This is a genomic window from Hymenobacter ruber, assembly GCF_054783255.1.
Genome location: NZ_BAAGQX010000004.1, coordinates 1670995 through 1691093 on the forward strand (window position 1 = coordinate 1670995; position 20099 = coordinate 1691093).

The following is a 20099-nucleotide window of genomic DNA, read 5'->3' on the forward strand; positions in this document are numbered from 1 at the left end:
GTTTTCTGCGTTATTTTACCCCTGAACTGCCCTCCTTACGGAATTTTTTAGATGAACGACGAACAATTACCGCTCGCCCCGGCCGCGGCCGACCATGGCTACAACGAAGACAGCATCCGCTCGCTGGACTGGCGCGAGCACATTCGCCTGCGGCCCGGCATGTACATCGGCAAGCTCGGCGATGGCTCGGCGTACGACGACGGCATTTATGTGCTGGTGAAGGAAGTCGTCGACAACTGCATCGACGAGCACGTGATGGGCCACGGCCGCACCATCGATATCAAGATTTCGGACTCGAAAGTGCAGGTGCGCGACTACGGCCGCGGCATTCCGCTGGGCAAAGTGGTCGATGTGGTGAGCAAAATCAACACCGGCGGCAAGTACGATAGCAAGGTGTTTCAGAAGTCGGTGGGCCTCAACGGCGTGGGCACCAAGGCCGTGAACGCCCTCAGCGGCTACTTTCTGGTGCAGAGCGTGCGCGAAGGTATCCTCAAAGCCGCCGAGTTTGCCCAGGGCAAGCTCACCGCCGACCCCAAGCCCGCCAAAACCAGCCAGCGCAACGGCACGCTGGTCGTCTTCCAGCCCGACGACACGATTTTCAAGAACTACCGCTTCATCCCGGAGTACCTCGAAAATCAAATCTGGAACTACGTTTACCTGAACGCCGGCCTCACCATCAACTTCAACGGCCAGAAGTATTACTCCGAAAACGGCCTGCTCGACCTGCTCGCCCGCAAGGCCGACGTGGAGCACCTGCGCTACCCCATCATCCACCTGAAAGGGCCGGACATCGAGATGGCCATGACCCACGGCAACGACTACGGCGAGGAGTATTATTCCTTCGTGAACGGCCAGTACACCACCCAGGGCGGCACGCACTTAGCGGCCTTCCGCGAAGCCGTAGTGAAGGCCGTGCGCGAGTTTTACAAGAAGGACTACGATGCTTCCGATATCCGGGCCAGCATCATTGCCGCCATTTCGGTGCGTGTGCAGGAGCCGGTGTTTGAATCGCAGACCAAGACAAAACTGGGCTCGGTGAACATGGGCGAGGACGGCCCTACGGTGCGCGGCTTCATCCTCGATTTCGTCAAGGAGCACCTCGATAACTACCTGCACAAAAATGCGCTGGTGGCCGAGGCTTTGCGCAAGCGCATCGAGCAGAGCGAGCGGGAGCGCAAGGACATGGCCGGCGTGAAAAAACTCGCCAACCAGCGCGCCAAAAAAGCCAACCTGCACAACCGCAAGCTGCGCGACTGCCGTTTCCACCTCGGCGAAAACGCCAAGGACGGAGCCGAAAAAGAACTCCTCACCACGCTCTTCATCACCGAGGGCGATTCCGCGTCGGGCAGCATCACTAAGAGCCGTAACGTGGAGCTGGAGGCCGTGTTCAGCCTGCGTGGCAAACCGCTGAACTGCTTCGGTTTGAAAAAGAAAATCGTGTACGAGAACGAGGAACTGAACCTGCTGCAGCACGCTCTCAACATCGAAGAAGGCATCGAGCACCTGCGCTACAACCGCGTAGTAGTGGCCACCGATGCCGACGTCGACGGCATGCACATTCGCCTGCTGCTGCTCACGTTCTTCCTCCAGTTCTTCCCCGACCTTGTGCGCAACGGCCACGTTTTCATCCTCGAAACGCCGCTGTTCCGCGTCCGCAACAAGAAAGAAACCATCTACTGCTACAACGAGCAGGAGAAGCAGAACGCCATCCGCAAGCTGGGCCGCAACCCCGAAATCACCCGCTTCAAGGGCTTGGGCGAGATTTCGCCGGACGAATTCGGCAAGTTTATTGGCGAAAACATCAAGCTGGAGCCGGTGATTTTGCAGTCGGACCGCAGCATCCAGCAGGTGCTCACCTACTACATGGGCAAGAATACGCCCGCTCGTCAGGAGTTCATCATCGATAACCTGCGCCTGGAAAAAGACTTGATAACTTCTGATATTTTGCCCGTGACCGAGGTTGTTGAAGCCGATTTAGCCTGAGTCTAAACCTGCGCATTCGTCTCATTTCTGGAAAAATAGCCGTTAAGCTCAACTGCTGGCCCAGTAATATTTCCCGGAATGAGCAGTTGAGGTTTGGGAATAATTATTTTTATGTGTACGTTTGCCCTGTCGCCTAGGGGTAGACTAGTCGACACATTCCACGGAAAAGCCCGAGCCCTTGGTTCGGGCTTTTTTCTTTTTGAGTCGATGATACTCAAAGTGGCACCCCGCGAATCCGGAAAAAGGCAGCGCTTGGCTAGTTTATTTAGTTTGCTTTCTGGTGATAAAAAGCTGAAATTTGGCTTTGCGGGCGTGTTGTCATTCGGCTTAGCGCCCGTTGCCTGACCTTGGTTCGCTAAGAATCTTGGGAACTTTCCGGCCCTGGTCTGAATTGTAATTTATTGCGCTCCGCGCTGATTCCGGTATTTTTGACGGCAGTACGCCGACCTCATTCGTTTCCCCTGTGGCTTCTCTCGATACTCCCAATTCCGACGCTCCCGACCAGGATTTCTTACAGCCCGGTGATTCCGTGGATTTTGATTTGTCCGCCTTTTCGCCCGCCGCGGATGCCGACGCCCAGGACCCCGCCGAATCCTTAGACGAGCCGGCCGGAGAAGTGGCCGATGAAAGCGCGCCGCTGGCTGCCGATTTGTTCGGCAACGTGCCCCTGACGCCGCCACAGGCCGAAGCCATCCCCGTGGAGGAGCAGACCGAGGAGGAGCCCAAATTCGCCCCCGGCGAAACCATTCACGACGTGGCCACGGTGCGCGGCATGTACCAGAATTGGTTTCTGGACTACGCCAGCTACGTGATTCTGGAGCGCGCCGTGCCCGCCATTGAGGACGGCCTCAAGCCCGTGCAGCGCCGCATCCTGCACGCCATGAAGGAGATGGACGACGGTCGCTTCAACAAGGTGGCCAACGTCATCGGCCAGACCATGCAGTACCACCCGCACGGCGACGCCAGTATCGGCGACGCCATGGTGAACCTGGGCCAGAAAGACCTGCTCATCGAAACCCAGGGCAACTGGGGCGACGTGCGCACCGGCGACGGCGCCGCCGCTCCGCGTTACATCGAAGCCCGCCTGAGCAAGTTTGCGCTCGATGTGGTGTTCAACCCCGACACCACCGAGTGGCAGCTGAGCTACGACGGCCGCAAACGCGAGCCCACCACGCTGCCCGTGAAATTCCCGCTGCTGCTGGCGCAGGGCGTGGAGGGCATAGCCGTGGGCCTGAGCACCAAGATTATGCCCCACAACTTCCGCGAGCTGTGCAAGGCCAGCATCGACGTGTTGCGGGGCCGGGAAATCCAGCTGTTTCCGGACTTTTCGACCGGCGGCCTGTGCGACGTGAGCAACTACAACTCGGGCATGCGCGGGGCCAAAATCCGGCTGCGCGCCACCATCGAGAAGGTCGATAAAACGCTGCTTGTCATCCGCGACATTCCCTACGGCTCCACCACCACGGCGCTGATGGAGAGCATCGTGAAGGCCTCGGAAGCCAACAAAATCAAGATTAAGAAGGTGGTCGACAACACGGCCGCTGAGGTGGAAATTCAGGTGCAGCTGCCTGCCGGCGTGTCGCCCGATTTGACCATGGACGCGCTGTATGCTTTCACCGACTGCGAAATCAGCATCTCGCCCAATACCTGCGTCATCATCGACGAAAAGCCCCGCTTCGTGGGTGTGGAGGACGTGCTGCGCCAAAGCACCAAAGCCACCGTGCGCCTGCTGGAGCGCGAGCTGGAAATCCGCCAGGATGAGCTGTGGGAGAAATGGCACAATGCCTCGCTGGAGAAGATTTTCATCGAAAACCGCATCTACCGCAAGATTGAGGAGTGCGAAACCTGGGCCGAAATCCTCGAAACGATTGATAAGGGCCTAAAGAAATTTGTGCGCATAGAAGGGGAGAAGGCCAAGGCTGACGACACCCGCATTGTGCTGCGCCGCCCGATTGAGGAGGAGGACCTCACGCGCCTGACCGAAATCCGCATCAAGCGCATTTCGAAATACGACGGCTTCAAAGCCGATGAGTACCTGCAGCGGTTGGAAGCTGAGCTGGCCGAAGTGGCCGACCACCTGGCCAACCTCACGCGCTACGCTATTGCCTACTTCGAAGGCCTGCTGAAGAAGTATGGCGCGGGCCGCGAGCGCAAAACCCAGCTCCGCACCTTCGATGTGGTGACGGCCCAGAAAGTCGCCATCGCCAACCAGAAGCTCTACGTCAACCGCGTGGACGGTTTCGTGGGCTACGGCCTCAAGAAGGACGAATTTGTGTGCGACTGCTCTGATTTGGACGACATCATCGCCATCAAGCGCGATGGCACCTTTATGGTGACCAAAATTGGGGATAAGACCTTCGTAGGCAAGGATATCCTGCACGTCGGCGTCTACAATAAGAACGATGACCGGCTGGTATACAATATGGTGTACCTCGACGGCGCGTCGGGCATCAGCTTCGCCAAGCGCTTCCTGGTGTCGGGCATCACCCGCGACAAAACCTATGACCTGACCAAGGGCACCAAGGGTACCAAAACCCTCTACCTCACGGCCAACCCCAACTCAGAATCAGAAATTGTCAGCATTCAGCTGTCAGATAAAGCCCCGGCGCGGGTGAAGCAGTTCGATTTCGATTTTGCCGAGCTTGGCATTAAGGGCAAGGGCTCGATGGGCAACATCGTGACCAAGCAACCCATCAAGAAAATCACCCAGAAAACGCTGGGCGACTCGACCCTGGGCGGCCGTGAGATGTTTTTCGACAGCGTGGTGGGCCGCCTCAACACGGCCGGCCACGGCCGCTACCTCGGCACGTTCGATACCGAAAACGTCCTGCTGGTGGTGCACAAGGACGGCAGCTACGAGCTGACCGCGCCCGACCCGGCCATTCACTTCGACGTGCCCAACATGGTGCTGTTGCGCAAGCTGGAACCCGACACGGTGCTCTCAACGGTGTACCTCGACGGCGAAACCAAAATTCACTACGTCAAGCGTTTCAAAATTGAAACCAGCACGCTGGGCAAGCGCTTTACCTTCATTTCTGAAGCCAAAGGCTCGAAAATGCTGGCCGTGACGGCCAACCCCGAGCCGCTGGTGGAAGTGAAAATCCAGAAGGACAAGAAAGCCGACAAGGAAACCGAGAAAATTGCGTTGCATGAGTTCATCGACGTGAAAGGCTGGAAGGCGATGGGTAACAAGCTCAACTACTTCAAAATCCACGCCCTCACGCTGCTCACCGACGAAGGCCCCGAGCCGCAGCGCCGCGAAGTGAAGAAGCGCGCCGCCGCGCCCAAGCCCGGCGAAAACCCCACCAACGCCGAAGCGCCGCCTGAGTCCGCTGGCCCCGTCGACGTAACGGCCGAAGAAGTTGCCCGCGCCCAGGAGCTGCTGAAGCGGCCCAAGGCACAGCTGGGGCTGTTTTAGGACAGGCTGCTCGCGGAGCGGCGGAATACACCAAGGCGGTATATTTTTTGATGCTGCGCCTTGAGATTCCGCCGCTCCCGAATTCTTTTGCGCCCTTTCTTTGCGGTTATGCTTGTGTTGTTTCGGTGGTGGTTATGCACGGTTTTGGCAGTCCGATGGGTGCGGGTAGGGCTGAATAGCGTTGTGCTACTCGGTACACTGACGCTACCTGCGGTTGGCCAAATCCGACTCCGCCCCATCAAGTCCGCCGCCCACCCGGTACCCGTGGTCGCGCCGCCGGCCGACCCACCCGCCGTCCGCGTCAAGCTGTTCCAGGCCGCCGCGCTTGCCAATAGCTTCAAGGATTCCGAAGCCCTGGCTGTGTATCAGGAAATTCTGAAAGAGATACCAACGCACTACCTGGCACTGTGGCAGGCTGCCGTGCTGAGCGTGAAAATTGGCACCCGCTACTCCGACGAAACCCGCAAATCGGCCTATTTCGACCTCGGTCGGCAGTACGCTGACCGCGCTCTGCTGCTCCGGCCCGAAGGCGGCGAAAGCAACTACGCCGTGGCGCTGGCGCTGTTCAACCAGGCTACTTTATACCGCGCCGGAGCCCGCCTCAAAGCATTCAGCGACCTACGCTCGCATGTGTACTTAGCCACCGAGCGCCGGCCGGACCTGCCCGAAACCTGGCAGCTGCGTGGCCGCTGGCAGTACCGCGTGGCACATTATAACCTGATTGAGCGCCTGTACAGCAAAATCATTCTGGGCGGCGTGCCCCCCGGTGGCGACAGCAAAGAAGCCATGGCCGACCTGGAAAAAGCCCGTGACCTAGCCCCCCAAAACCTTCAGTTTTGCTACGATTTGGCCCGAATGTATGTTTATCAGGGCCGCCGTCGCCGCGCCATTGCTGTGCTGCGCGAAGCTGAGCGTCTGCCCACCATCACCAGCGAAGACTTGGTGGTGAGCCGTCTGTGCCGCAAAATGTTGCCCCCGCTGCTCCGCGCCGATGCCCGCCGCCAGAAGCGCCGGGTCCGTGAGGGCAAAAAGCCAAAACCCGTTATTCTGGCCCCGGACGATTCCATCCGGGCGCGTCGCGACACCCTCAGCCGCAAGCAGTAGCTGCTAGCTTTGCATTTACATGACCATGCGCTTCCCGGTTTCGATACGGTTTTCCTTGCGTTGGCTGCCGCTGACGGGCTGCCTGGCCGTGGCGGCCTGCCAGTCCGCGCCCTCCGAGCAGCCCGACACGCTGGTGAACCTCGCCACCGTGCAAAGCGGCCCCCGCGTGCAGGCCGATGAGCTCAACGGGGCCATTGCCCGCGAGCCTCGCAACACCGCCCTGCTGGCCCGTCGCGCCACGTTGCGCCTCGCCGCCGGCCAGCCCAGCGCTGCTCTTGCCGACGTGGCCGCCGCCTTGGAAATAGACGATGCCGCCGGCAATCTGTATTTCATCCAGGCCAAAGCCTACCGCGCCCTGGGGCAACTGCCCGCCGCGCTAACCGCTGCCCGCCAGGCCGCCGACCGAGGTTTTACAGGCCCGGAGCTACCGCTTTTTGTTGGCGAAACCTACCTCGCCGCCCGCAACTATCCCGCCGCCCTCGACAACCTCGACCGCACCCTGCGCCTCGACCCCAACCAGCCTGCCGCGCTCTTCTACAAAGGCCTCGCCTACGCGGCCACCGCCGATACGAGTACCGCCGTGCAATACCTTCAGGATGCCCTGGCCCGCGACCCTCGCGAGCCCGAAATCCTGCACCAGCTGGCTTTCCTGCTGAATGCCTGGCGCATTCCTGCCGAAGCGGCGCGCTACGCTGCGTTGGGCATGAAACTCGATACCACCTCCGGCCTGTTGCGATACGATTACGGTCGTCAACTGGAGCTACAAGGCCGTCCCGACAGCGCCCTCTGGTACTACCGCCGCGCCCTCGCGCTCGATACCAGCGTGTACCGGGCCGATTATCGCCTGGGCCTGGCCGCCGCCAAACTCCGCCAGCCGGTGGCCGTTATCCAGCATCTAACCCGCGCTTTGCGCCGCAACCCGCGCCTGCCCGAAGCCCGCGCCCTGCTCGCCGAAGCCCTCGAAACGCAGAACCGCCTGCCCGAAGCTTTGGCCCAGTACCGTTTTCTGGTGGCCGAAAATCCCGGTAATCCGCACTGGACGTTTAAGGTGTGGAAGATGAACGGCCTGGTTCAGGCCTCGTTGCCCGACAGCCTGCGCACTGCCCCGCGCTACTATTACCGTCGGCCCGTGGCCCGGCCCCGCATCGAACCCTTGACCCCGGTTTCGCCGTTGCGTCCGGCAGAAGTCAAACAGTAACTCAAAATTCCAATCATGGCCGGCATCGGGATTATCCCTCCGCTGTTTGCCCGAAAAAAATACCGCCCCTCCCGGCGCAAGTGCTAACTTGCGCCCTGCCTGCCCCAAGCGGGGCCTTTTTACCTAGTATTATGCTCAACATCACCCTCCCCGACGGCTCCCAGCGCCAGCTGCCCGACGGCGCGACCGGCTACGACGTAGCCGCCAGCATTTCCGAAGGCCTTGCCCGCAATGCCCTCGCCGTCACCGTGAACGGTGACGTGCGCGACCTCCACCGCCCCCTGCCTGACAACGCGCAGGTCAGCATCCTCACCTGGAACGACACCGCCGGCAAATCCACCTACTGGCACTCTTCGGCCCACCTCATGGCCGAGGCGCTGGAAGCACTGTACCCCGGCGTGAAGCTGGCCATCGGCCCGGCCATCGAAAACGGCTTCTACTACGATGTAGACCTCGGCGAAGGCCGCAGCATTTCCAGCGAAGACTTCCCGGAAATCGAGAAGAAAATGCTGGAGCTGGCCAAAAACAAAAGCCGCTACGAGCGCAAAGACGTTTCCAAGGCCGATGCCATTGCCTACTTCACTGAGAAGCAGGACCCCTACAAGCTGGAACTGCTCGAAAACCTCGAAGACGGCAACATCACCTTCTACACGCAGGGAGGCTTCACCGACCTCTGCCGCGGCCCGCATATCCCCGACACCGGCACCATCAAGGCGGCCAAGCTGATGAACGTGGCCGGCGCCTACTGGCGTGGCGATGAGAAGAACAAGCAGCTCACGCGCCTCTACGGCATCACTTTCCCCAAAGCTAAGGACCTCACCGAGTACCTCGAGCGCCTCGAAGAAGCCAAGCGCCGCGACCACCGCAAGCTGGGCAAAGAGCTGAAGCTGTTCGCTTTCTCGGAAAAAGTAGGGGCGGGGCTGCCCCTGTGGCTGCCCAAAGGCACCGCCCTGCGCGAGCGCCTCGAGCAGTTCCTGCGCAAAGCACAGGTGAAGGCCGGCTATTCGCCCGTCGTGACGCCCCACATCGGCGCTAAGGAACTGTACGTAACCAGCGGCCACTACGAGAAGTACGGCGCCGACTCCTTCCAGCCCATCAAAACGCCCAACCCCGGCGAGGAATTCTTCCTCAAGCCGATGAATTGCCCGCACCACTGCGAAATCTATAAGACCGAGCCCCGCAGCTACCGCGACCTGCCCGTGCGCCTTGCCGAATTCGGCACCGTGTATCGCTACGAGCAGTCGGGCGAGCTGCACGGCCTCACGCGCGTGCGCGGCTTCACGCAGGACGACGCCCACATTTTCTGCCGTCCCGACCAAGTGAAGGAGGAGTTCATGAAGGTGATTGACATCGTGCTCTACGTGCTCAAGGCCCTCGATTTCCCCGACTTCACCGCCCAGATTTCGCTGCGCGACCCCGAAAACAAAACCAAGTACATCGGCTCCGACGAAAACTGGGAAAAGGCCGAAAGCGCCATTCAGGAAGCCGCGCTTGAAAAGGGCCTCAACACCGTGACGGAATACGGCGAAGCCGCCTTCTACGGTCCCAAGCTCGACTTCATGGTGCGCGATGCCATTGGTCGCCGCTGGCAGTTGGGTACCATTCAAGTCGACTACAACCTCCCCGAACGCTTCGAGTTGGAATACACCGCTGCCGACAACTCCAAGCAGCGTCCGGTGATGATTCACCGCGCGCCGTTCGGCTCGTTGGAGCGTTTCGTGGCCGTGCTCATCGAGCACTGCGGTGGCAACTTCCCGCTCTGGCTCACGCCCGAGCAGTTCATCGTGCTGCCCATCTCCGACAAATACAGCGACTACGCTTACCAAGTGAAAGCGCAATTGGAGCAGCACGACCTGCGCGGTACCGTGGACGGCCGCGACGAGCGCATCGGTCGCAAAATCCGCGATGCCGAAATGGGCAAGATTCCGTATCTGCTGGTAGTAGGAGAGAAGGAAGCTCAGGACAACATCATCTCCGTCCGCAAGCACAGCGAGGGCGACCTTGGCTCCATGCCGCTGGAAGCGTTTGTAAAAAGTGTGCAGAGCCAGATGGTGGATGCGATGTAAGCTGCTGATAACAAGTCTATCAGGTTGAACCCCATGAAGCACTTTATTGCGCCGGAACAAGTAGTTCGGGCGTGGTAAGGTGCTTCATTACGTTCAGCTTAGCAATGATTTAATGAGTATCTATAAATTCCTTCGGCACGCGGCTTGGCTTTCCCATTTAAAATGCCGATATTTGCCCCCTGATAACCAGGCTTTACCCGGCCTAAACCGCCCAGAATCTCATTCCCCGCCACTTTTTTAGCAGGAGGACCAAACCATAGCAGCTCCGAATCGTCGGTACGTGCCCCGCCAGCAGGTGGAAGAGCCGTTCAAAATCAATCAAAAAATCCTGGCCCGTGAGGTACGCCTTGTTGGCGACAATGTCGAGCAGGGTATTTATCCGACCGACCAGGCCCGGAAAATGGCACAGGAGCAAAACCTCGACCTCGTTGAGATTTCGCCCACTGCCAATCCGCCTGTCTGCCGCGTCATCGACTACTCGAAATTCAAGTACGAGCAGAAGAAGAAAACCCGCGAGCTGAAAGCCAAGCAGACCAAGGTCGTGCTCAAGGAAATCCGCTTCGGTCCCAACACCGACGAGCACGATTTCGCCTTCAAAGTGAAGCATGCCCAGGAATTTCTGCGTGAAGGCGCAAAAATCAAGAGCTACGTGCATTTCGTTGGTCGTAGCATCGTATTCAAAGAGCGGGGCGAAATCCTGCTGCTCAAGTTTGCCCAGGCCCTTGAGGACCTCGCCAAAGTAGAGCAACTGCCCAAGCTCGAAGGCAAGCGCATGTTCCTCTACCTGGCCCCGAAAGCGGCTGCCGTAGTGAAACCCGCCGCCAAGCCCGCTGCTCCCGCCGATGCCAAGCCGAAAACTCCCAAGCCGGCCGAGCCCAAGGCTGAAGCCACTGACAAGACCTCCGAACCGGCTCCGGCTCCTGCCGACGCCGCCGAATAGCTTTTACCCGGTTGAAGATGGCTTCCCGACCCCTGGTCAGTCAGCAATCAACAATCAACAACCAACCCTCCAACACTTACTACAATGCCGAAAGTAAAGACGAAATCCGGTGCTAAGAAGCGCTTTGCGCTCACCGGAACGGGCAAGGTGAAGCGGAAGCACGCCTTCAAATCACACATCCTCACGAAGAAGACGACCAAGCAGAAGCGCGGCCTGACCCACACCGGCCTCGTGAGCAGCGCCGACATGAACCGCGTGCGCCAGATGTTGAACATCTGATTTTACTGGTTGCTAGTGAGTGCGTGGCCCGTGCCCCGTTCTGCTTAACGCCGTAAGTCATCCAACTAATTAAAATTTCACCAGGCTTCCGGCCTTAAAGACCTTCACCCGTCGCCGGCTGCCAAAAACTCTCAAGGTTATGCCAAGAAGTGTCAACCACGTGGCCTCGCGCCACCGCCGTAAGAAAATCATGCGTTTGGCGAAAGGCTACTACGGCCGTCGCAAAAACGTGTGGACCGTAGCCAAGAATGCCGTTGAAAAAGGCCTTCTCTACGCTTACCGCGACCGTAAAGTAAAGAAGCGCGAATTCCGCGCCCTCTGGATTCAGCGTATCAACGCCGGCGCTCGTGAGCACGGCCTGTCGTACTCGCAGCTGATGGGCGGCCTGAAAAAGGCTGGCATCGAGCTCAACCGCAAAGTGCTGGCTGATTTGGCCCTGAACCACCCCGAAGCCTTCAAAGGCATCGTGGAGAAGGCAAAATAACTGCCCCTGCGCGCAATCCACCAAGAAAACGCTGGCCCTTGGGTTCAGCGTTTTCTTGTTTTGGGCCTATTCTGTCTGGCCCGCTAGGTTGTTTCTGTTCCTTATGGAAGTCAAGCTACTTATTTGACTCAACTAGACCAGAAACAAAAAAACCGCTCCAGTACCAGACTGAAACGGTTTTCGACGTAGCGGGAGGCGGGCTCGAACCGCCGACCTCAGGGTTATGAATCCTGTGCTCTAACCAGCTGAGCTACCCCGCCGGGTTTTTTGTGGGTGCAAAGGTAACGTTACAAAAGGCCCCGAAGCAAGGTGCTGGGCCAAATAATACTGTATTTCTTCTGTGCTCCGCCTGTTTTATGATAGCGGCGCTCGGCTTCCTTCGTCTTAGTCCTATGGCATTGCCTGATACTCAAACTAAAACGCGTTTTGTGGTGGAATTCCCCATTAATGCGTCCCCCAAAATTCTTTTTCCCTACCTGGCTACCGCTTCGGGCCTTTCCCAGTGGTTTTGCGACGATGTGCGCTATGTGGAGGGCCAGCGCTTAAACTTTATCTGGGACCACGAGAACCATTACGCCGAAATTTCGGGCCAGCGCCTTAACAAGGCCGTGCGCTTCGTGTTCCTCGATGAACACCGCCAGTCGGTGCTTGATGCCAATTCCCTGGAGTTTACCCTCGATTCGTCGCAGGTGACCGATGAAGTGTACCTGCGCGTGGTGGACTACTCCTCGGCCAATGATGCCGCCGAGCAGCATGAAATGTGGGAAAGCTTGGTGGCCAAGCTGCGTGACCAGGTGGGCGGCTAAGCGGCCAAATCCTTACGTAACCGTATCGAGGTACTTTTTCTCCTCAACTTTCGTTTCTGCGCTGGCGCGTTCCTTTGCGCCCTCAAGCGCTGCCTAACATGCTCAAAAAGCTCGACAAGCTTATTCTAAAGGCCTTTGCCGGCCCGTTTCTGCTCACCTTCGCGGTGGTGCAATTTATTCTGCTCACGCACACCTTGCTCAAATATCTGGACGATATCATTGGCAAGGATTTGGGCACGGGCGTGCTGTTGCAATTGCTGTTCTACTTCAGCGTGCTCATCGTGCCCGTTTCGTTGCCGCTGGCCGTGCTGCTGTCCTCACTGATGACGTACGGCAACCTGGGCGAACACCACGAGCTCACGGCCATTAAAGCGTCGGGCATTGCGCTCACGCGCATTCTGCGGCCGGTGCTGCTGCTCACGGCAGGCTTGGCCATTGGTGCATTCTGGTTCAACGAAACCATTGTGCCCCGGGCCAACCTCAAAGCCTATAGCCTGCTGTGGGATGTGCGCCAACAAAAACTAGCGCTGGATATCCGCGAAGGTGTATTCTACAGCGGCATTCCCGGCTACACCATTAAGGTGGATAAGAAAACCGGCGAAAACGGTGACCGCCTGCACGGCGTCATGATTTATGACCACACCCAGAAATCGGGCAACGCCACGGTGATGCTGGCCGATTCCGGCCGCATGTTTACTACGCATGGGGGCGGTTATCTGAGCCTGGAACTCTTCCACGGGCACAATTACATCGAGCAGCCCGATTCGCGCGACCGCGCCGGGGCCAGCTTTGTGCGTCAGGGGTTCGACCATAACGTCATAACCTTTTCGCTGGCTTCATTCAGCCTGGGCCGTACCAAAGAGGACCTGTTCAAGGAAAACCGGATGATGCTCAACATCCCGCAGTTGCATTCTGCCACCGATTCGGTGCAGAAAAAGCTGCACGTGGAGCAGCAGCAGCTTCCCCGGCAAATGAATGCATACTACACCTTCGCGCGATTTGATACCACCGGACGCAAGGCCAACCAGAAGGCGGAAAGTATTCAGGTACCAGCCACCAAACTGGCCCCGGTTACCGTGCCCATTCTCCAGCAGGCCGCCAACCGAGCCCGGAACACGCAGGCTTTCGCCAATTCCACTTCTGAGCGGCTCAACGACTATGCCCGCAACTCGGCCCTTTTCCGGATTGAGGTTTACCGGAAATACTCGCAGTCCGTCGCGGTGCTGTTGATGTTTCTGATTGGCGCGCCGCTGGGTTCGATTATAAAGAAAGGCGGCCTGGGTGTGCCTATTCTGATTTCCATTCTCTTTTTCATCGTCTACTACGTGCTCAGCATCATGGGCGAGAAGTACGGACGCGAGTTTGTGATGCCGGTAGGAGTGGGCATGTGGATGTCGAATCTGGTGCTGCTGCCGGCCGGGTTATTTTTCCTCTACCAAGCCTACAACGACTCGGGCCTGCTCGAACTTGACTTCTGGCGGCGCCTGCCGCAGCGCCTGGGCATCCCGGCCCTGCGCAAAATCACGGAGCCGGAGGAAGAGGTTGTGGCGTAGGGCCCGGCTTGGGACGAGAAAAAGGGCTCGGATAAATCTCTCTCCCGCCCTTTTATCCTGTTTTTAAATTTCGTACCTTTGCGGCACCCCAATGTGTGGGGTAGTCAAATTTCTTTTTTCATTCTAAAATCTAAGACGGGGTAACACCTATCAACCGATGATTTTAAATACCGAAGCAAAACAGGCCATTTTCGAAAAGAACAGCCTGCAGAAAGTGAAAACCGACACCGGTTCGGCTGAATCGCAAATCGCCCTCTTCACCCACCGCATCACCCACCTCACCGAGCACCTGAAGGTGAACAAGAAGGACCACAGCACCCGCCTGGGCCTCCTCAAGCTCGTAGGTAAGCGCCGCAGCATGCTGGATTACCTGCAGCACCGCGAAATCAACCGCTACCGCGCCATCATCAAGGAGCTGGGCATCCGTAAGTAAGTCCAGAATCTGAGAGTAGGGAGCCTTCCAACGAAGGTTCCCTACTCTTTTTTTGTTCGGGTTGGTTTGGCCCCGAGGCCGGCCCGGAAAGCTGTTTTACCATCGGCGTACCGTTGTGTTTACCTGAGTAACGAGGGCCGTGCGCGGTGTTCGTTTTTGGCTGCTCGCCCGCTGTCGCTTTTCCAAGCAAATCCCGCTGATGTCCCAACCCCACGCCATTACCAAAACCCTGGCGCTGCCCGACGGCCGCGTTATCTCCATCGAAACCGGCAAGCTGGCCAAATTCGCCGACGGCGCCGTCGTGGTTCGCCTCGGCGATACCATGCTGCTCGCCACGGTGGTTTCGGCCCCGAGCCAGCGCGAAGGCGTTGATTTTCTGCCCCTGTCGGTTGATTATCAGGAGAAATTCGGCTCGGCCGGTAAGATTCCCGGCTCATTTCAGCGCCGCGAAGGCCGCCTGAGCGACTACGAAATCCTGATTTGCCGCCTCGTCGACCGCATCCTGCGGCCGATGTTCCCCAAGGACTACCACTACGAGGTGCAGGTGATGATTACCCTCATCTCGGCCGATAAAGAAGTACAGCCCGACGCTTTGGCCGCCCTGGCCGCCTCGGCCGCGCTGTCGATTTCCGACATTCCGTTTGCTGGCCCGATTTCCGAAGTGCGCGTGGCGCGCATCGACGGCCAGTTCCAGATTAACCCCAAAACCTCCGACCTGGCCCGCGCCGACATGGACCTGATGGTGGGCGCTACCGCCGACTCCGTGGCCATGGTGGAAGGTGCCATGCAGGAAGTGAGCGAAGAGGAAATGGTGGCGGCCATTGCCTTCGGCCACGAAGCCATCAAGGCCCAGTGCCAGTTGCAGAAGGAGTTGGCCGAGGCCGTGGGCCGCACCGCCGACTCGCCGACCCGCGAGTACCCCAAGTACGAGGAAAACGAGGAGCTGAAAAAGACCATTCTCGACGCCGTGTACCAGGGCGCTTACGACGTGGCCCGCAGCGGTAATACCAGCAAAGCCGGCCGCAAGGAAGGCTTCTCGGCAGTGAAAAAAGCCGTGCTGGAGCACCTGCTGTCCGTGGATGCCGAGCTGAACATGAAGATGTTCAGCCGCTACTACGGCTCGGCTGAGAAGAAGGCTATCCGCGACATGATGGTGAAAGACCGGGTTCGTCTCGACGGCCGTCAGCTCACCGAAATCCGCCCCATCTGGTCGGAAATCAATTACCTGCCCGGTGCGCATGGCTCGGCCATCTTCACCCGCGGCGAAACCCAGAGCTTGACCACCGCCACGCTCGGCACCAAGCTCGATGAGCAAATCATCGACCAGCCGCTGGCTAAGGGTTACTCGAAATTCATGCTGCACTATAACTTCCCCGGTTTCTCGACCGGTGAGGTGAAGCCGAACCGTGGCGCTGGTCGTCGCGAAATCGGCCACGGCAACCTGGCCCTGCGCTCGCTGAAGCAGGTGCTGCCCCCCGAAGAGGAAAATCCCTACACCATCCGCATTGTGTCGGACATTCTGGAGTCAAACGGCTCGAGCTCGATGGCCACGGTTTGCGCTGGTTCGCTGGCGCTGATGGACGCGGGTGTGAAAATCACGGGTGCCGTTTCGGGCATCGCTATGGGCCTCGTGCAGGACAAGGAAACTGGCGAATACGCCGTGTTGAGCGACATTCTTGGCGACGAGGACCACCTCGGCGACATGGACTTCAAAGTAACCGGCACCGAGAAAGGCATTTGCGCCTGCCAGATGGATATCAAAATCCAGGGTCTGAGCAATGAGATTCTGACCGCCGCGTTGCACCAGGCTCGCGCCGGCCGCCTGCATATTTTGGGTGAAATGGCGAAGACCATTGCCGCTCCGGCGGCCGAGTTGAAGCCTCACACGCCGCGCTCGCACAAGATGCTGATTGACAAAGAATTCATCGGCGCGGTAATCGGGCCGGGCGGTAAGGTGATTCAGCAAATCCAGAAGGACACCAACGCCACGGTGATTATCGAGGAGAAGGACGAGAAGGGCCACGTAAGCATCTACGCCTCCAACCAGGAGGACATGCAGGGTGCCATCGACCGGATTCGCGCCATCGCGGCCCAGCCCGAAGTGGGCGAGGTGTACAAAGGCAAAGTGCGCAGCATTCAGCCTTACGGCGCTTTCGTGGAGATTATGCCCGGCAAAGACGGCCTGCTGCACATCTCGGAAGTGACGCACGAGCGGATTCAGACGCTGGAAGGCTTGTTGGAAGTGGGCCAGGATATCGACGTGAAACTGGTGGAAATCGATAAGAAAACCGGCAAGTACCGCTTGTCGCGCAAGGTGTTGCTGCCCAAGCCGGAAACGGCCGCTGCCAGCAACGGCGAAGCCCAAGCGTAGTTAAGCGGACGGTCCCGAACTAATGTCAGGGGAAGCCTGTTGGCTACCTCTGACTTAGGGGACTGTCCGGACGGCTTTTTCTTTCGTATAACCCCATCAGATATCGTTCTTACCTAGTCCCCCAATGAGACAGCTAAAAATTAGTAAGCAGATTACCAACCGCGAAAGCCAGTCGCTGGACAAATATCTCCAGGAGATTGGCAAGGTTGATTTGCTCACGCCCGACGAGGAGGTGACGCTTGCGCAGCGCATCCGCGACGGGGACCAGCAGGCGCTGGAAAAATTGACCAAAGCTAACCTGCGTTTCGTAGTGTCGGTAGCAAAACAGTATCAGAACCAGGGTCTTAGCCTCGGTGACCTCATTAACGAAGGCAACCTTGGTCTTATCAAAGCCGCCAAGCGCTTTGACGAAACCCGCGGTTTTAAATTCATCTCGTACGCCGTTTGGTGGATTCGCCAGTCGATTCTGCAAGCCCTGGCTGAGCAGAGCCGCATTGTGCGTTTGCCCCTGAACCGGGTAGGTTCGCTGAACAAAATCAGCAAATCCTTCTCGGAACTGGAGCAGAAATTTGAGCGCGAGCCTTCGCCCGAGGAAATTGCCGAAGTGCTGGAACTGACCACTTCGGAAGTGGTGGATACGCTGAAAATCAGCGGCCGTCACGTGTCGGTGGATGCTCCGTTTGTGCAGGGCGAAGAAAACCGTCTGCTCGACGTGCTCGAAAACGAGGACGAGGAGTCGCCGGACATGGCCCTGATGAATGACTCGCTCCGCAAGGAGGTGCAGCGCGCTCTGAGCACGCTCACTAAGCGCGAAGCCGACGTGATTACGCTTTATTTCGGGCTAAATGGCGAAGCCGCCCTCACGCTGGAAGAAATCGGCGAGAAATTTAACCTGACCCGCGAGCGGGTGCGTCAGATTAAGGAAAAGGCCATTCGTCGTCTGCGGCACACGTCGCGCTCGAAGGCGCTGAAGCCTTACCTGGGCTAACTTCTGCTTAGTTTTGTTGTTGCAAAAACCCCGGCTGTAAGGTTGGGGTTTTTTGTACGGTTTTGCGCTGGTTGGCGTCTATCTGTGGCGCAGCCTTTGCTGTGCATTGGCGCCAGTAGCCACCGTTCTATTATTCTTCGTTCAACGATACGCGAAGCAGGGCTTCGCGCTACAATTTCGAAATGTCTGAACACATCAAATGCCTGATTATCGGCTCTGGCCCGGCTGGTTATACTGCTGCTATCTACGCGGCCCGCGCCAATATGGCCCCGGTTATGTACATGGGTCTGCAGCCCGGTGGCCAGTTGACGATTACCAACGACGTGGAGAATTTTCCCGGCTACCCGGACGGAATTATGGGGCCGGAGATGATGGAGGACCTAAAAAAGCAGGCCACTCGCTTCGGGACGGATATCCGTTACGGCATTGCCACGGCGGTGGATTTCTCGGTGCATCCGCGCAAAATCACGATTGATGAAACGACCGAGCTCACGGCCGATGCCGTGATTATCGCCACTGGGGCTTCGGCCAAGTGGCTGGGCATTCCATCGGAAGCGAAGCTGAACGGCTCGGGCGTTTCGGCCTGCGCCGTGTGCGACGGGTTCTTCTATCGCGGGCAGGAAGTGGCCATTGTGGGTGCGGGTGATACCGCCGCCGAGGAAGCGACTTACCTCGCCAACCTGTGCAGCAAGGTGACCATGATAGTGCGCAAGAGCGAGATGAAGGCTTCGAAAATCATGCAGCAGCGTGTGCTCGACAACCCTAAGATTGAGGTGCTGTTCGACACGGTGACGGATGAGATTCTGGGCGAGCACGCGGTGGAAGGCGTGCGCGTGAAAAACGTGCTGACCCACGAAACCCGCGAAATTCCGCTGACGGGCTTCTTCGTGGCCATCGGGCATGAGCCGAACTCGAAGATTTTCCAGCCCTACCTGCACCACGACGAGCAGGGATATTTGAAAACCATTCCCGGCACCAGCAAAACCAATATTGACGGTGTTTTCGCCTGCGGCGATGTGCAGGATTTCACCTACCGCCAGGCCGTGACGGCCGCCGGGACCGGCTGCATGGCCGCGCTGGATGCGGAACGGTATTTGGCTGCCATGGGCATACACTAAAGGTCGTTACTTACTGGAACGTCATGCAGAGCGTAGCGAAGCATCTTTACCGCAATAGTAATCCAATCGGAAGGGTTTACTATTGCGGTAAAGATGCTTCGCTGCGCTCTGCATGATGTGTTAAGGCCACTGTTAATTCTATTTGCTTTTGACTTTTTTGAAAACAACATCTTTGCGCCCGGCGCTGCTCTTGCTGGCGCTGCTCTGGCTGCTGGTTGGGCTGAGTCCGGCCCAGGCGCAGCGCCGCAAGGCTCCGCGCACCAAGACCAAAGCCGGCAGCACAACCGGCAAGTCGGACTTTTTTCGCATTAAAACGCCCCGGATGCGCTACGTGCGGCCGGACACCACCACGGTTATCGAAACCGAGGAAATCCCCGACGACAACTCCGACGCCGCGAAATCCATCTATTTCAACCCGGCCAAGAAGCTCAGCATCGTGAGCGAAGACACCACCACGCTGAACGAGGGCGGGCAGGAAATCGTGGAAATGTCGGAGGAGGTGCTCATCGATTCGTCGTGGGTGAAGGTGGCGGGCTACTATTCTATTTGGGATACGCACCGGGTGAACCCGTACCGCGTGGACGGCCGCAGCTACCGCGACTCGCTGAAGCTGCACCTCACCGACCCGCCCCGGCAGCGCTACGCCAAAATGCCGCTCCTGACCACGCCCATTACTTCGGGCTTCGCCTTCCGGGGCTACCGCTGGCACTACGGCATGGACCTGGATTTGGAAACCGGCGACTCGGTGAAAACCGTGTTCGACGGCGTGGTGCGCATTCAGGCTTGGGACGGCGGCGGCTACGGCAACTACATTCTGGTGCGCCACTACAACGGTCTCGAAACCGTGTATGGCCACTTGAGCAAGGCACTGGTGACCGTGGGCACCTTCGTGAAAGCAGGCCAACTCATCGGCTATGGCGGCAGCACGGGGCGCAGCACGGGCTCGCACCTGCACTTTGAGGTGCGCTACCAGGGCAACCCCATCAACCCGGTGCTGATGTATGATTTCCCCGGCTACAAGCTGCGGAAGGACAATTTCACCATCACCTCGGCACTGTTTAACTACTACAGCCGGGCCCTGGGGCACCGGAGCAGCGGCAGCCGCGGTGGCTCGCCTTCGCGCGCCCGGCAGGTGGTGACGCACAAGGTGCGCTCCGGCGATACGCTCTCGGAAGTAGCCGAGCGCTACGGTGTGCGCGTAAGCACGCTGAAAAAGCTGAATCCGGGGGTACGCACCTTGCAGCCGGGCAAAAAGCTGCGGATTAAGTAACCTCTGAAACGCAATAGTCCGTCATGCTCATCTAGCGTCCGCGCAGGCGAAGCAGGTCCACGAAGGAAGTAACCATTTACTCTCGCAG

General features: G+C 58.5%; 14 protein-coding genes, 1 tRNA gene and 1 pseudogene. 15 read left to right on the forward strand and 1 reads right to left on the reverse strand.

The window, feature by feature from the left end; genetic code table 11:
• The first annotated feature begins 51 nt into the window (after positions 1–51).
• The 8 genes and pseudogenes from ACYVM5_RS17680 to rplT all read left to right on the forward strand — a co-directional run bounded on the left by ACYVM5_RS17680 (position 52) and on the right by rplT (position 11472).
• The gene (locus tag ACYVM5_RS17680) at positions 52–1983 is read left to right on the forward strand and encodes a DNA topoisomerase IV subunit B (protein WP_460619422.1); all 1932 of its coding nucleotides are present in this window, start codon (positions 52–54) and stop codon (positions 1981–1983) included.
• Between the two features lie 697 nt (positions 1984–2680).
• On the forward strand, positions 2681–5401 hold the full coding sequence (locus tag ACYVM5_RS17685) for a DNA gyrase/topoisomerase IV subunit A (protein ID WP_460620197.1): 2721 nt from the start codon (positions 2681–2683) through the stop codon (positions 5399–5401).
• A gap of 264 nt (positions 5402–5665) precedes the next feature.
• Positions 5666–6505: a tetratricopeptide repeat protein gene (locus tag ACYVM5_RS17690; protein ID WP_460619423.1), complete on the forward strand. Its 840-nt coding sequence runs from the start codon at positions 5666–5668 to the stop codon at positions 6503–6505.
• A gap of 19 nt (positions 6506–6524) precedes the next feature.
• Positions 6525–7703, forward strand: coding sequence for a tetratricopeptide repeat protein (locus ACYVM5_RS17695; RefSeq protein ID WP_460619424.1), 1179 nt, complete (start codon positions 6525–6527; stop codon positions 7701–7703).
• Positions 7704–7834: 131 nt separating this feature from the next.
• Positions 7835–9769, forward strand: coding sequence for a threonine--tRNA ligase (gene thrS, locus ACYVM5_RS17700; RefSeq protein WP_460619425.1), 1935 nt, complete (start codon positions 7835–7837; stop codon positions 9767–9769).
• Between the two features lie 256 nt (positions 9770–10025).
• Positions 10026–10583, forward strand: a pseudogene (infC, locus tag ACYVM5_RS17705) (translation initiation factor IF-3); the annotation flags it as partial.
• A 210-nt stretch (positions 10584–10793) separates the two neighbouring features.
• Positions 10794–10988, forward strand: coding sequence for a 50S ribosomal protein L35 (gene rpmI / locus ACYVM5_RS17710; protein ID WP_046242504.1), 195 nt, complete (start codon positions 10794–10796; stop codon positions 10986–10988).
• 139 nt (positions 10989–11127) lie between these two features.
• Entirely contained in the window at positions 11128–11472 is a 345-nt protein-coding gene (gene rplT, locus ACYVM5_RS17715; RefSeq protein WP_168672944.1) for a 50S ribosomal protein L20, read from the forward strand.
• A gap of 186 nt (positions 11473–11658) precedes the next feature.
• Here rplT and ACYVM5_RS17720 read toward each other — a convergent pair.
• Positions 11659–11732: transfer RNA gene (locus ACYVM5_RS17720), tRNA-Met, on the reverse strand.
• A gap of 132 nt (positions 11733–11864) precedes the next feature.
• Between ACYVM5_RS17720 and ACYVM5_RS17725 the strand changes: the two genes are divergently transcribed.
• From ACYVM5_RS17725 to ACYVM5_RS17755, 7 genes are all read left to right on the forward strand, one after another.
• Positions 11865–12278 carry an START-like domain-containing protein gene (locus ACYVM5_RS17725; protein WP_460619426.1) on the forward strand — a complete coding sequence of 138 codons (414 nt, stop codon included), beginning with the start codon at positions 11865–11867 and terminating at the stop codon, positions 12276–12278.
• A gap of 98 nt (positions 12279–12376) precedes the next feature.
• On the forward strand, positions 12377–13831 hold the full coding sequence (locus ACYVM5_RS17730) for an LptF/LptG family permease (RefSeq protein ID WP_460619428.1): 1455 nt from the start codon (positions 12377–12379) through the stop codon (positions 13829–13831).
• Between the two features lie 157 nt (positions 13832–13988).
• On the forward strand, positions 13989–14264 hold the full coding sequence (gene rpsO, locus ACYVM5_RS17735; protein WP_208172960.1) for a 30S ribosomal protein S15: 276 nt from the start codon (positions 13989–13991) through the stop codon (positions 14262–14264).
• A gap of 199 nt (positions 14265–14463) precedes the next feature.
• A complete protein-coding gene (pnp, locus tag ACYVM5_RS17740; RefSeq protein ID WP_460619429.1) occupies positions 14464–16635 on the forward strand; it encodes a polyribonucleotide nucleotidyltransferase in 2172 nt (723 codons plus the stop codon).
• Between the two features lie 124 nt (positions 16636–16759).
• Positions 16760–17623 (forward strand): sigma-70 family RNA polymerase sigma factor, encoded by an 864-nt coding sequence (locus tag ACYVM5_RS17745; protein ID WP_035566352.1) that lies wholly within the window; start codon positions 16760–16762, stop codon positions 17621–17623.
• 182 nt (positions 17624–17805) lie between these two features.
• Positions 17806–18741, forward strand: coding sequence for an NAD(P)/FAD-dependent oxidoreductase (gene trxB, locus ACYVM5_RS17750; RefSeq protein WP_460619430.1), 936 nt, complete (start codon positions 17806–17808; stop codon positions 18739–18741).
• A gap of 157 nt (positions 18742–18898) precedes the next feature.
• Positions 18899–20011 carry a peptidoglycan DD-metalloendopeptidase family protein gene (locus ACYVM5_RS17755; protein ID WP_460619431.1) on the forward strand — a complete coding sequence of 371 codons (1113 nt, stop codon included), beginning with the start codon at positions 18899–18901 and terminating at the stop codon, positions 20009–20011.
• The last annotated feature ends 88 nt before the right edge of the window (positions 20012–20099 follow it).